Below are 13,093 nucleotides of genomic sequence, written 5' to 3'. Positions count from 1 at the left end.
CCGGTCGGGGGTCAGTCTGGTCAGTCTTGGCCGAAGGACCGGGAAAACCATGCCCGGAAGCGACTCAAACCGTCGTATTCGGCTTGGGCGGTATCAGAAGCGACGCATCGCCGTAAGAGAAGAATCTGTAACGGTTTTGCACGGCATGACCGTAGATCCCGCGCACTGTATCCTGCCCCATCAGCGCCGAGACCAGCATCAGCAGCGTCGATTTCGGCAGGTGGAAATTGGTGACAAGCGCATCTGCGATCCGGAACCGGTAGCCGGGGCGGATGAAGATGTCGGTCTCTCCCTGCCAGGGGCGCATGGTGCCGTCCTCGGCCGCTGCCGTCTCGATCAGGCGCAGGGCCGTGGTGCCGACGGGGATGATCCGCCCGCCCGCGCGCCGCGCGGCGTTCATCTCTTCCGCCGCCGCTTCGGTCACCTCGCCCCATTCCGCGTGCATCCGGTGCTGGCTGACATCGTCGACCTTGACCGGCAGGAAGGTCCCCGCGCCGACGTGCAGCGTCACGCGCGTCGCCCCCACGCCCGCCTCTGCCAGCGCCGCCATCAGCGCGGCGTCGAAATGCAGGGACGCGGTGGGCGCGGCCACCGCGCCGCTGCGGGCGGCCCATATGGTCTGGTAATCCTCGCGGTCCTGCGCATCGGCGGCCCGCTTGGCGGCGATGTAGGGCGGCAGCGGCATCGCGCCCGCCGCGTTCAGGGCCGCGTCGAAATCTTCGCCCGCAAGGTTGAAGCGCAGCGTCGCGGCCCCGTCGGCGATCCCGGTGCATTCGGCCGACAGATCGTCCGAAAAGCGCACCGTCTCGCCGACCTTCAGCTTGCGCAGCGGCTTGATGAGCGCGGACCAGGTGCCATCCGCCTGCGGCTCCAGCAGGGTCGCCTCGATCCGGGCGCTTACCGGCCCCTGCCCGCTGGCACGCGCGCGCGTTCCGGTCAGGCGCGCCGGGATCACGCGGGTGTCATTCAGGATCAGCCGGTCGCCGGGGCGCAGCCAGCGCGGCAGGTCGAATACCTGCGCATCCGTGATCGCATCCCCCTGTGCGACCAGCAGCCGCGCCGATGACCGGGGCCGCGCCGGGCGCACGGCGATCAGATCGTCAGGCAGTTCGAAATCGAAATCGGACAGCTTCATCAAGGGCCCCGGCAAATGGCGCCGCGCCTCAAGACGGGGGCGGCCTGCGAAAGATGTCCCTAAACATTCCGGGCGTCAGGATCGAGAGCGGATTGACCCCCACCTGGGTGTCGGTCCCGTTCGACGTCAGGGTATAGCTGAAGCCGAACAGCCCTTCGCCCTGCCGGGTAAAGATCTGGCCGAGCCCGTTGAGGAAATACACCGGCGACACCACGCCCTGCATCTGCATCGCGCCGGTGCCCAGCCGGTAGACACCGTCCAGCGTGATCCCCAGCGACGGGCCGGTGGCCGAAGAGCGCAGCAGCCGCACCTCGTCGGGGGTCAGCACGAACTCCGCGTCGACGACCTCCATCCCGATGCCCGCGCCGCCCAGCTGGTCGATCAGCCCGATCACCGACACTGCCGATAGCAGTTCCGTCATCGCGGGCGCTTCGACGATCCGCGTGCCGCGCACGTCGAGGGTGCCGTTATAGACACCCTCCGCCGCACCCGGCCGCAGCGTGAGCGCCATGCGCCCGCCGCGAAAGTTCGGGATCACGCCCGCCGCCGCCATCACCGCGCCGCCGTCCTCGCTGGTCAGACGGATCGCGCTGCGCCCCGCCTCTGGCACGACGCGCCCCGCGATGGGCGCCTGTCCGTTGACGAGCGCGCCGAAGGTGCCGTCGATCCCGCCCGACGTGGTGAAATTGCCATTGAGCGCGGTCAACGTGATGCCGTCCGACACGATAAGACGTTCAAGCGTGACCTGAACCGGAGCGTCCGGTGCGGCAGCGGCGCTGGCCCCTTGGGCCTGCGCCGATGCGCTGACTGCGCTGGTGGGGGCCGTATCGAGCGCCCGCAGATCGACAGTGCCGCCGGTGACGCGGATCTGCGGCGGCAGCCCCGCGCCGCGCCCGACGATCTCGGCCCCGGCGTCCAGCCAGCCGCCGACGCGCAACCGCTCGAAGCGCGCGGTGCCAAGGCCGCCGTCCGCGCCAAGCGTGACATTTCCGGTCGCGGACAGGCCGGGCGCGGTCAGGCTCAGCGCCTCGACCACCGGAGTGTCGCCGAGCGTCCCCGACAGTTCCAGCCGGCCGGTCTGGGCGGGGGTCAGCGCCCAGCGCAAGGCCGGGATCGACACCCCGACCCGGCCAAGGTCGGACACCAGCGAAAAGCGCGGCGCGGCATCCTTTGGCAGATCGAGTGAGAATTGCGCCGCGCCGTCGCCCGACACGGTACCGTCCGGCAAGGCGATCCCGAAGGCATCCAGCGTGGCCTGCGACAGCGCGATTGTCCCGTCCACCGACCCCGGCGCGTCGACGTCATCCACCGGCTGGCGCCATGTGATCGACAGCGGAACGCCGTCCAGCCGCGCCGCGCCAGAGATCCGCACGCTGTCCTTGTCCGCGGCGATGTCCAGCGTGTCGGCCTCGACGCGGCGGCCGGGGACCAGCCTTTCCGAACGCACGGCCTCCAGCGTTCCGCGGGTGTCGAACGCGACATCGGCAAGGGTCAACTCGTTGATCAGCGGAAAGGACAGCGCCGTGCGCAGCGCCGCCCGCCCCTCGGCCATGTCGGTCGTCCGTCCCGCGCGGGTGATGACCCGCAGCGGCGGCTGGTCCAGCAGCGACAGCGCGGCGGGGATCGGGCTTTCGGTGTTCAGCGTCACCTGCATGATCGAGGGCGAGGCATCGGTGTCGTCGACCACAAGGGTGCTGCCGGTCACGTTGACCGCGCCGCCTTCGGGCGGGGTGATCTGCCCGTCATCCAGAAACAGCGAGAATGTCTTTTGATCGACGTGGGAATAGCCCGACGCGCCGGTAATCATCGGCATCTCGTCCAGGAACCGCACATCCGCGCCGCTGAAATCGAAGGTCGTGGAAATCCGCAAGGGGTCCTCGGGGCGCAGACGCAGCGCGGCATCGAGCGCACCGATGGTGCCGCCGCGAATGTTGGCCAGCAGCCAGTCGCGGGTGCGCGGCGCGAAATCGAGGGGCCAGAATGCCAGCACGCGGCGCGGCATCGCCTCGTCCACATGCAGGTCGATGTCGGCGGACCACCCTTCGCGCGTGGCGGCGACCCGGCCCTTGCCGCGGATGCGCAACTCCTCGTCGATCAGCACCGCCTGCCCCACGTCCAGCGTGAACGGATCGAGGCGAAGGCGGAAATCCGTCGCGCCGTCGTTGAAGAACAGCGGCGTGGCGAACAGGCCCGCCGGTTCCACATCCATCCGCGACAGCGCCACCTGCCCGACCAGCGCGCCGGGCACGCCCTGGTTGAACTCGCTCAGGTAGGCATGGCCGGTCGCGGCGGCGCGCAGCACATCCGTCTCGACCGCCAGATCGCGGAAATCGAGCCGCTGGCGCGTGGGATCATAGTCGAAATACACCTGCCCGCCCGCAAATCCCACCGGCTTTGCCCCCGGGGCCGCATCCAGCGCGCCCGCCCCGATTTCCAGCGTGCCCGCCAGCGTCTCGAGCGTTCCGCTGTCGTCCAGCGACGTGCGCAGCGCCCCCGAGATCGGCGCGTCCAGCACCTGCATGAAGGCCAGAACCGGTGCCTGCGCAGCGATGTCGGCGGCAGCGGCATTGGTGAAGCTGGCGTTCAGGGTGGCGGCAGAGGTCGCCTTGTCGCTGCGCAGGCCAAGCGTCACCTCCGCCAGATCCTCGGTTCCGTTGAACACCTCGGCGGCAACGCTGAGGTCCAGCGCGCCGGGGCTCTGGTCCAGCGTCAGGCGGCCGCCTGTCACCTGCCACACCCGGCGCGAGCGCGCGTCCTCCAGCAGGATCGTCACCTCGTCCGCCTCGATCCGCTGGATCAGGTCGAGCGGCGGCGCGGACAGCGCGGTGTCGATGCTGTCAAGCAGACCGGCCAGCGTGCCCGACGCCTGCAACCCGTCGCCCAGCGACAGATCGAAGGTGCCGTCCGACCGGCGGCGCAAGGTGATCTGCGCCCCCGACAGGGTGAGCGAGCGGGGCCGAAGATCCCGGCCCAGCAGGGCCGAGCGGTCCAGCCGCGCGCCAAGCTCGTTCAGGCGCGCGATTTCCTGCCCGCCTGCATCGAACACGCCCACATCTCGCAACCGAAGCCGGGGCAGCCCGCTGCGGCGGATCGTCAACTCGATGTCCGCCAGCGTGATGCGCGGCCCGCCAAGGGCGGCGTTGATCCGTGTCTCGGCGGTCTCGGTCACCCAGTCGGGCATGGTCAGGGGACGACCGGAAACCGCCAGGTATCCCGTCCACAAAAGCGCGGCGCACAGCACCAGCGCGGCAAGGGGGATCAGCAGCCAGCGCGCGCGCCGTCGGCGCGGTGCCGTGCGCTCGGCGCCGCCTTTCGTGTTGTCGCGTGCGGCATCATCCCTGCTCATGGGTTTATCTTCGCGCGTTTGGCCCTAGAACGAAAGCGCATCGAAACGCCAACGGGATCACCTTCGCATGACACAGATCGGACAGACCGCACCGGATTTCACCCTGCCCCGCGACGGCGGCGGCGAGGTCACATTGTCGGACCACAAGGGCCAGATCGTGGTGCTGTATTTCTACCCCAAAGATGACACCTCTGGCTGCACGAAACAGGCGCAGGGCTTTACCGAGCATCTGGCCGCCTTCGAAGCGGCGGGCGCGGTCGTGATCGGCGTCTCCAAGGACAGCGTGGCCAAGCACGACAAGTTCCGCGACAAGTACGGGCTGGGGGTCATCCTCGCGTCGGACGAGGACAGCGACGTGTGCGAAAGCTATGGCGTCTGGGCCGAGAAAAGCATGTACGGCAAGAAATTCATGGGCATCGAGCGGTCGACCTTCGTGATCGATCGTCAAGGCAACATCGCCCACACCTGGCGCAAGGTGAAGGTGCCCGGCCATGTCGATGAGGTTCTGGAGGCGGTGAAGTCGCTGTGATGCGCACGCTGGCACAGATGGCGGTCGAGGTGCTGACGACCTCGGACGGCAGGGAAAAGACCCGCATCGCGCGCGCGAATGCCGCTGAATGGTTCGCCGCGCGCGAGGCTGGAGCGCCCTTGCCGCTGGGGCGCGCGGCGCCGCCGCTGCGTCCCGCGCGCCCGGACCGGCCTGAACTGCTCAGTCCCCGCGACGTGCCGCGCCGCCGCCCCGGCAGCGAGAAGGGGCGCGAGGCGCTGCTGCACGCCGTGGCGCATATCGAGTTGAACGCGGTCGACCTGCATTGGGACATCCTTGCGCGGTTCACCGACGTGCCGATGCCGATGGGGTTCTACGACGACTGGGTGAAGTCCGGCGATGAAGAGGCCAAGCACTTCAACCTTGTCTGCGACTGCCTTGAAGAGATGGGCAGTTTCTATGGCGCGATGCCCGCGCATGCGGGCATGTGGCGCGCGGCCGAGGATACGGCCGAGGACCTGATGGGGCGGCTGGCCGTCGTTCCCATGGTGCTCGAGGCGCGCGGCCTCGATGTCACACCCGGCATGATCGAGATCTTTCGCAAGGCGGGCGCGGACAGCGCCGTTGCCGCCCTGACGACGATCTATGCCGAGGAAGTCGCCCATGTCGCCTATGGCTCGAAGTGGTTTCATTTCCTGTGCGGGCGCCATGAGAAAGACCCCAAGGAGGCGTTCCACGAACTGGTGCGCAGGTACTTCCACGGCCAGCTGAAACCGCCCTTCAACGAGGAAAAACGCGCAGAAGCAGGGCTTCCGCCGGATTTCTACTGGCCGCTCACCGAGGAAACAACAGGGGCGTAACCTACCCGAACGTGTAGAATCCGGCCGCAATGCCGTCACGGTATCGGCAAGAAAATGCCCAAATATCGGGAAATTGGCGCCGACAGGTAATGCATTCGAGCAAAATCGTTGCGACAGCGACGATCGCTCGCTAAGCACCTTGCAACGCACGGCTGGCCGATGGGACCGGTCCAGCCGTGTGGGGAATTGGGGCAGACGGGGACAGAACGGCATGTTCGGACCGATCAGACGATTTTCGACAGCGTTGGAACGCCGCTTTCCGGAACAGCGCGTCTTTCTCAGATCAGACACCGAAACCCGCTTCATCCGCCTTTCCCCCGCCACCCAGGCCATCGGCTGGATCGGCACCACGCTTTTCGTCGGCTGGGCGATCGTCGCCACCGCAATCCTTCTGATGGATTCCATCGGCTCGGGCAGCCTGCGCGATCAGGCCGAACGCGAACGCGATCTTTACGAACAGCGCCTCAATTCCCTCTCGACCGAGCGTGACGCCCGCGCCGAAGAAGCGCGCGCCGCGCAGGACCGGTTCAGCAAGGCGCTGGCGCAGGTCAGCGACATGCAGTCGATGCTGCTGGCGTCCGAGGAACGGCTGCGCGAGCTGGAAACAGGCATCGAGGTGATCCAGACCACCCTGCGTCGCGCGATGCGCGAGCGGGACGATGCGCGCGGACGTGCCGAAACGCTTGAGGCACGGATCGAGAATTCGGGCGACACGCTGGGCCACGCCGAGGCGCAGCTTGCCGATGCCACGGTCACGGTGGATTTCCTGACCGCCGCCCTGTCGGGCACGGCGGTCGAGCGTGACCAGCTGGCCATGATGGCGCAAGAAGCGCGCAGCACCGTCGACGACATGCGCTTTGAGCGCGAGTTGATCGAAGAGCGCAACGACCGCATCTTCGAGCAACTCGAGGACGCGGTGACCGTGTCGGTCGAACCTCTCGACAAGATGTTCCGCGCCGCCGGGATGAACACCGACGACATCATCAAGACCGTGCGCCAGGGCTATTCCGGCCAGGGCGGCCCGCTGACCCCGATCACGTTTTCGACAAAGGGCGAGACACCGGACGCCGACTCGGTCCGCGCCAACCAGATTCTCGAACGGCTCGACCGGATGAACATGTACCGGATGGCCGCCGAACTTCTGCCCTTCGACATCCCGATCCGCGACTCGTTCCGCTATACTTCGGGTTTCGGCCCGCGCTGGGGCCGGATGCACAACGGCACCGATTTCGCCGGTTCCCACGGCACCGCGATCTATGCAACCGCAGATGGCGTCGTGAGTTTTGCCGGGCGCCAATCAGGCTACGGCAACCTCGTCGAGATTCAGCATGAGTTCGGCACAGAAACGCGCTATGCTCACATGTCACGAATCCGCGTGTCCGAAGGTCAAAGAGTATCGAAAGGCGACCGGATCGGTGATATGGGCAATACCGGAAGATCGACGGGCACCCATTTGCACTACGAAGTGCGCGTCAACGGAAAGCCCGTCAATCCGATGACCTACATCAAGGCAGGAAGCAATGTTTTCTAAAAGCAGGATCAACGAGCCTGGTCCCAAGACCCAAGGCGACGACCAGTCCCCCCGCATGCCCGAAGCGTCGGCGCCCCGCGCGTCGGCACCGGATTATGCGTCGAGCGCGCCCAAGGCAAAGCCGCCTGCGTCGATCCTGTCCTCGGACCTGACCGTCGTCGGCAACCTCAAGACCTCGGGCGACATCCAGGTCGAAGGCACCGTGGAAGGCGACATTCGCGCCCACCTGCTGACCGTCGGCGAAAGCGCGACCATCCGCGGCGAAGTGATGGCCGACGACGTGGTCGTGAACGGCCGTATCGTGGGCCGCGTGCGCGGTCTCAAGGTGCGCCTGACGTCGACCGCGCGGGTCGAGGGTGACATCATCCACAAGACGATCGCCATCGAATCCGGCGCCCACTTCGAAGGCTCCGTGCAACGCCAGGAAGACCCGCTTAACGCTGGATCGAACCGCGGTGTTCCCGGCAGCGGCGCAAAGCCCGCCGCCCCCGCCTCTTCGGCTGCGCCGCAGTCGTCGGGCAGCAGCCAAGGCAGCGGATCGACCGGCGGCTCGACTGGCGGCAGCACCCCGTCCAAGCCAGCCTCGGCCCAAAGCTAAGTCTTGACGGCCCAACGCCCAGAAGGGGCATCGCAGACCTCTGCGGTGCCCATTTTTCATGAAGGTTTCGTACGGCCGGAACATCGCCGCCTGATCCTTTGGGCGGCGATCCTTGCCGCAGCGATGGGCTTCATCGACGGCACCGTCGTGGCCATCGCCGTCCCTGCCATGCGCGTCTCGCTCGAGGCGGGGCTGACGCAGGTGCAGTGGATCAACAACGCCTACATGCTGACGCTGTCGTCACTGGTTCTGGTCGGCGGCGCCTTCGGCGACCGGTTCGGCCTTGCCCGGGTGTTCGGGTTGGGGATCGCGCTGTTCATGGCCGCGTCGCTGGTCTGCGCACTGGCCCCGACCGCCAGCGTGCTGATCGCCGCGCGCCTGGTGCAGGGCGTGGGCGCGGGGTTCATGGTGCCCGGATCGCTGGCCGTGGTCAGCCGCGCCTATCCGCGCGAACTGCGCAGCGCCGCCATCGGAAGCTGGGCGGCCTCCTCGGCCATCACCACGGCGGCGGGTCCGCTTATCGGCGCGGGACTGCTCAGCGCGGGCGGGCCAGAGATGTGGCGCTGGATCTTTGCGATCAACCTGCCGCTCGGCGCGGTCTCGCTGATCCTTCTGTATCTCTACATCCACGAGGATCGCTCGCAGCCCGAAAAGGGCATCGACGTTCCCGGCATCCTGCTGGCGATCCTTGGCCTTGGCTGCGTCAGCTGGGCGCTGACCGGCGCCGTGCGGTCAGGCTGGCCGCCAGCGCCCTGGCTCTTCGCGGCGGCGGGCGTCGTGTTCCTGGTGCTGTTCCTGATCGTCGAGCGGCGCAGCATCAGCCCCATGCTGGACCTGCGCCTGTTCCGCAGCCGCATTTTCAGCGCGGCCAACGCCGCCACCTTCTGCCTCTACTTCGCGCTGTCCGCCGTGCTGTTCTTCCTGCCGATGACCGTCATCGCGGGCTGGGGCGTCTCCGAGATCGAGGCGAGCATGGCCTTTGCCCCGCTGTCCCTGTTCATCGCGCTGCTGTCCCGGCGCATGGGGCGACTTGGCGACAGGATCGGCGCGGGGCGCCTTGTCGCCTTGGGCGCGGCCATCGTCGCGGCGGGCTTTGCCATCCTTGGCTACGTCATCCACGCCGAGGCGTTCTGGACGCAGGTTCTGCCCGCCATGGCGGTCATGGGGTTCGGCATGTCGCTGGTCGTCGCGCCGCTGTCGTCTGCCGTCATGGGATCGGTCGAGCCGCACGAGACGGGGTCTGCCTCGGGCGTGAACAACGCGGTCTCGCGAATGGCGGGGCTGGTGTCGGTGGCGGCGATGGGGTCGCTTGCCGCCTATGCCTACCGGCTGGCGGGCGGCACGCGCGACTTTGGCGAGACAGCGAACGCGGCGGGCCACGTCGCCGCGACGAACACCGGCTTTGCCGCCGTGGCATATTTCGTGGCGGGGCTGTCGTTGCTGTCGGCGCTGATCGCCCTGGTCGGCATGCGCGGCGCGGTGCTTCCTAAGGATCAGGGCACGTCCAGCAGCACCATCCGGTAAAGGTACGCTGTCCTCACCCCGGAGGAACGCGCCCGGGCCAATCTGTGGCCCCGTGATACGTCTGACCCAGTTGCAAGATTCCCGTATCCGCGCCACGCGGCCCGAAGATCTGCATCCCCATGGGAAGGCCCTTGCCTACGCCTTCGGCCCCGAACCCCGCAGGCATGGCAAGCGCGGGCAGGCCCAGCAGGCTGACCGGCACAACGACTTCCATCCAGCGGTGATAGGTGTCCATCGCGCGCCCCGCGACGATCTCGGGGTAGCGCCAGACTGCGGGGAACGGCCAGACCTGCGCCGAAGGCAGGACAAGCGCGTCGTAGCGGTCGAACAGGGCCGCCGCCGCGCGGTGCCAGTCGGACCGGATGGCACTGGCCGCCTGAATATCGGTGCCGGACAGCGCGCGACCCGCCTCGACTTCCCAGATCGCCTCGGGCTTCAGGGCGTCCGGGTTGGTGTCGTAGAGAACGCCCAACCGTGCGGCGACCGCGAAATGGCGCAAGGTCAGCCAGCTTTGCCAGATCTTCGCGGCCTCGAAGGGGGGCGCGACCGGCTCGACAGTGACGCCGAGGCTGGTGAACGTCGCAAGCGCGTCCTCGCACAGCGAAAGGATGCCGTCCTCGACCCCATAGGCGCCGCCCCAGTCGCCCAGCCAGCCGATGCGGCGCCCTTCGACCGAAGCGCGCAGGTCAAACGGAGGCAAGACGCGCGGCGCAGGCTGCAGCGGATGCGGGCGCGCCAGCACGCCGAGGAGCAGCGCGATATCCTCGGGCGAGCGGGCCATCGGGCCGTCGGTCGACAGGGGATGCAGGAACAGATCGCCCACGGGTTCGGACGGGACCACCCCCCATGTCGGGCGGAACCCGTAGACATTGCACCAGGCCGCCGGGTTGCGCAGGCTGCCCATCATGTCCGACCCGTCGGCCAGCGCCAGCATACCGGTCGCAAGCGCCGCCGCCGCCCCGCCCGACGATCCGCCCGCCGCGCGCGCCGGATCATAGGGGTTCACCGTGGCGCCATACACCGGGTTGAAGCTGTGGCTGCCAAGGCCGAATTCGGGCGTGTTGGTCTTGCCGATCAGGATCGCGCCCGCTGCGCGCAGGCGCGCGGCAAGCAGGTCGTCGCGGTCCGGCACATGATCCGCAAAGGCGGGCGAGCCCATCGTGGACAGGATGCCCTTGACCATCACAAGGTCCTTCACCGCGATGGGCAGGCCGTGCAGCGGCCCGCGCGCGGCGGGTGCAACGGCATCGGCGCGGCGCGCCTCGTCCATCAGGGCATCCGCCGGACGCAGGCCGACGATGGCGTTGACCTTGGGGTTCTCGGCCGCAATGCGCTCGAGCGTCGCCTGCATCAGCGCCTCTGCCGTCAGGGCGCCGGTCGCCAGCTTCGCCACCAGCCCCGTCGCCGTCTCTGCCCTCAGATCCATCTGCCCGCTCCCCTCGGCTGTTGGCGCATCCGGCGCCCTGCCCTAGACTTCGCCCATAAACCCGCAACCGTCGAGGTCCCCCGATGCGCATCACGCTTTTCGCTGCCCTTCTCAGCCTGTTGCCTGCCGCCGGAATTGCGGCAAGCTGCGGGAACACCGCTTCCGGGTTCGAGGCGTGGAAGTCCGAATTCGCGCCAGAGGCGCAGCGCGCGGGGGTCGGGGCGTCGGGCCTCGCGGCGCTGAAAAGCGCCAGCTACTCCCAAGGCACCATCTCCGCAGACCGCAACCAGACCGGCGTGCGCTATTCCCTGTCCGAGTTCAAGCGCATCCGCGGAACGGATGCCATCGCCCGCATCGGTCGCCAGCGAAAGGCGCAAAGCCCCGATTTCTACGCCGCGCTGGAGCGGATCTATGGCGTGCCCTCGGGCGTCCTTCTGGCGATCCACGGGATGGAGACGGGGTTCGGCAACACCTTCGGCGGCTACAACGTGGTGTCGTCCATCGCAACCGTGGCCTATGACTGCCGCCGCGCCGCGTTCTTCCGCCCACATCTGGTCGCCGCGCTGAAGATGATCGACCGCGGCTGGCTGGAGCCGGGCTCGATCGGCGCCGCGCACGGCGAGATCGGGCACACCCAGTTCCTGCCGGGCAACGTGATCGAATTCGGGCGCGACGGCAACGGCGATGGCACGGTCGATCTTTACAACCTCACCGACTCGCTGGCCTCGACCGCGCATTTCCTGCGGCAGAAGGGCTGGCGCAGCGGCCAGCCCTATGACGAGGGCACGCATAATTTCCGCGTGCTGAACGAATGGAACGCCGCCACCGTCTATCAGCAGGCCATAGCGCTGACGGCACGCCAGATCGATGGCTAGCGGAACGCCCGCGCGGTTTCCGGCAGCCACAGCGCGATGTCCGGCAGCGCGAAGACCATGACGATGAGCAGCATCTGCGCGATGACGAAAGGGATCACCCCGGCGTAGATCGCCGTCAGCTTCACATGCGGGGCCATGCCCTTGATGACAAAGACATTCATCCCGATGGGCGGGGTAATCAGGCCCAGTTCCGCGACCATCACCACGATGATCCCGAACCACACCGGATCATAGCCAAGCCCGGTCACGATTGGGGTGAAGATCGGCACCGTCAGCAGGATCATCGCCAGCGTGTCCAGAAAGCACCCAAGCACGAGGTAGATCAGCAGGATCACCGCCATGATGACCCAAGGCGCCGCATCGATGCCGCCGACGAAGTTCGACAGCGCGAACGCCATGCCGGAAAAGACGGCAAGGTTGTTCAGCGTCAGCGCGCCGATCAGCACGGTGAAGATCATCGCGCTGGTCTTGACGGTTTCCAGAAGCGCCTCTCGCACCGTCTCGCGGGTCAGGCGGCCACGCATCGCGGCGATGCCAAAGGCGCCGACCGCGCCGATGCCCGCCGCCTCGGTCGGGGTGAACACGCCGAAATAGATGCCGCCGATCACCAGCGCGAACAGCATGAGGATCGCCCAGGTGCGGCCAAGCGCGGCGAATTTCTGGTGCAGGGTGAACCGCTCGCCCGCCGGGCCGATGCCCGGGCGCAGCCACGTCATCAGGGCGATCACCAGCATGAAGCCCACGACGGTGAGCACGCCCGGCAGCATCCCAGCGATGAACAGATCGCCGATCGAGGTCTCGGTCAGGATGCCATACAGCACCAGGATCACCGACGGCGGGATCAGGATGCCGATGATGCCCCCCGCCGCGACCGATCCGGTGGCCAGCGACGGGGCATAGCCCAGACGCTCCATCTCCGGCAGCGCGACGCGGCTCATCGTGGCGGCGGTGGCGACGGACGATCCGCAGATCGCGGCAAAGGCGCCGCAGGCGCCCACGGTGGCCAGCGCCAGCCCGCCCCGGAACGCGCCAAGCCACGCGTTGAAGGCGTCATACAGTTCGCGCGACAGGCCGGACCGCGCGGCGATCGCGCCCATCAGCACGAACAGCGGCACGATGGACAGGTTGTAGGTGACGGTCGTCTCGAACACCGTGGTGCCGAACAGCGCCAGTGCGGGCGACAGCCCGATGATCGCGCCGATGCCCAGCACGCCGCAGATCGCCATGGCAAAGCCGATGGGGACCGACAGGATCAGAAGCGCGAACAGCGCAAGGAAGGCGGCGATGCCGATCGACAACGGGTCCATGATC

10 protein-coding genes are annotated in these 13,093 nt (G+C 67.8%); 6 read left to right on the top strand and 4 right to left on the bottom strand.

Features of this window, described 5'->3' with window-relative positions; all coding sequences use genetic code 11:
- Positions 1–64: 64 nt before the first annotated feature.
- A complete protein-coding gene (queA, locus tag KTJ87_RS04800; protein ID WP_267137963.1) occupies positions 65–1,135 on the bottom strand; it encodes a tRNA preQ1(34) S-adenosylmethionine ribosyltransferase-isomerase QueA in 1,071 nt (356 codons plus the stop codon).
- Between the two features lie 28 nt (positions 1,136–1,163).
- Positions 1,164–4,481: a YhdP family protein gene (locus tag KTJ87_RS04795; protein WP_267137962.1), complete on the bottom strand. Its 3,318-nt coding sequence runs from the start codon at positions 4,479–4,481 to the stop codon at positions 1,164–1,166.
- Positions 4,482–4,548: 67 nt separating this feature from the next.
- Between KTJ87_RS04795 and bcp the strand changes: the two genes are divergently transcribed.
- The 5 genes from bcp to KTJ87_RS04770 all read left to right on the top strand — a co-directional run bounded on the left by bcp (position 4,549) and on the right by KTJ87_RS04770 (position 9,481).
- Positions 4,549–5,010 (top strand): thioredoxin-dependent thiol peroxidase, encoded by a 462-nt coding sequence (gene bcp / locus KTJ87_RS04790; RefSeq protein ID WP_267137961.1) that lies wholly within the window; start codon positions 4,549–4,551, stop codon positions 5,008–5,010.
- Positions 5,010–5,828 (top strand): ferritin-like domain-containing protein, encoded by an 819-nt coding sequence (locus tag KTJ87_RS04785; protein WP_267137960.1) that lies wholly within the window; start codon positions 5,010–5,012, stop codon positions 5,826–5,828. Before bcp ends, KTJ87_RS04785 begins: the two co-directional genes overlap by 1 nt.
- A 211-nt stretch (positions 5,829–6,039) precedes the next feature.
- Positions 6,040–7,359: a M23 family metallopeptidase gene (locus tag KTJ87_RS04780; RefSeq protein ID WP_267137959.1), complete on the top strand. Its 1,320-nt coding sequence runs from the start codon at positions 6,040–6,042 to the stop codon at positions 7,357–7,359.
- Positions 7,349–7,957 carry a bactofilin family protein gene (locus tag KTJ87_RS04775; RefSeq protein WP_267137958.1) on the top strand — a complete coding sequence of 203 codons (609 nt, stop codon included), beginning with the start codon at positions 7,349–7,351 and terminating at the stop codon, positions 7,955–7,957. The genes KTJ87_RS04780 and KTJ87_RS04775 overlap by 11 nt, the downstream gene beginning before the upstream one ends.
- A gap of 45 nt (positions 7,958–8,002) precedes the next feature.
- Positions 8,003–9,481, top strand: coding sequence for an MFS transporter (locus KTJ87_RS04770; protein WP_267137957.1), 1,479 nt, complete (start codon positions 8,003–8,005; stop codon positions 9,479–9,481).
- A gap of 13 nt (positions 9,482–9,494) precedes the next feature.
- Here KTJ87_RS04770 and KTJ87_RS04765 read toward each other — a convergent pair whose 3' ends face one another.
- On the bottom strand, positions 9,495–10,907 hold the full coding sequence (locus KTJ87_RS04765) for an amidase (protein ID WP_267137956.1): 1,413 nt from the start codon (positions 10,905–10,907) through the stop codon (positions 9,495–9,497).
- An 83-nt stretch (positions 10,908–10,990) separates the two neighbouring features.
- Here KTJ87_RS04765 and KTJ87_RS04760 point away from each other — a divergent pair, with 83 nt between their 5' ends.
- Positions 10,991–11,782 (top strand): lytic murein transglycosylase, encoded by a 792-nt coding sequence (locus tag KTJ87_RS04760; RefSeq protein ID WP_267137955.1) that lies wholly within the window; start codon positions 10,991–10,993, stop codon positions 11,780–11,782.
- On the opposite strand, the gene KTJ87_RS04755 is transcribed toward KTJ87_RS04760, so the two are convergent.
- Complete coding sequence (locus KTJ87_RS04755; RefSeq protein ID WP_267137954.1) at positions 11,779–13,089, bottom strand: TRAP transporter large permease; 1,311 nt, start codon at positions 13,087–13,089, stop codon at positions 11,779–11,781. The genes KTJ87_RS04760 and KTJ87_RS04755 overlap by 4 nt on opposite strands.
- Positions 13,090–13,093 lie beyond the last annotated feature (4 nt).

It is taken from the genome of Anianabacter salinae, assembly GCF_019061145.1.
Classification (GTDB): domain Bacteria; phylum Pseudomonadota; class Alphaproteobacteria; order Rhodobacterales; family Rhodobacteraceae; genus Anianibacter; species Anianibacter salinarum.
Note: the sequence above shows the minus strand (reverse complement) of the source record. Positions and strands in the feature narration are given on the sequence as shown.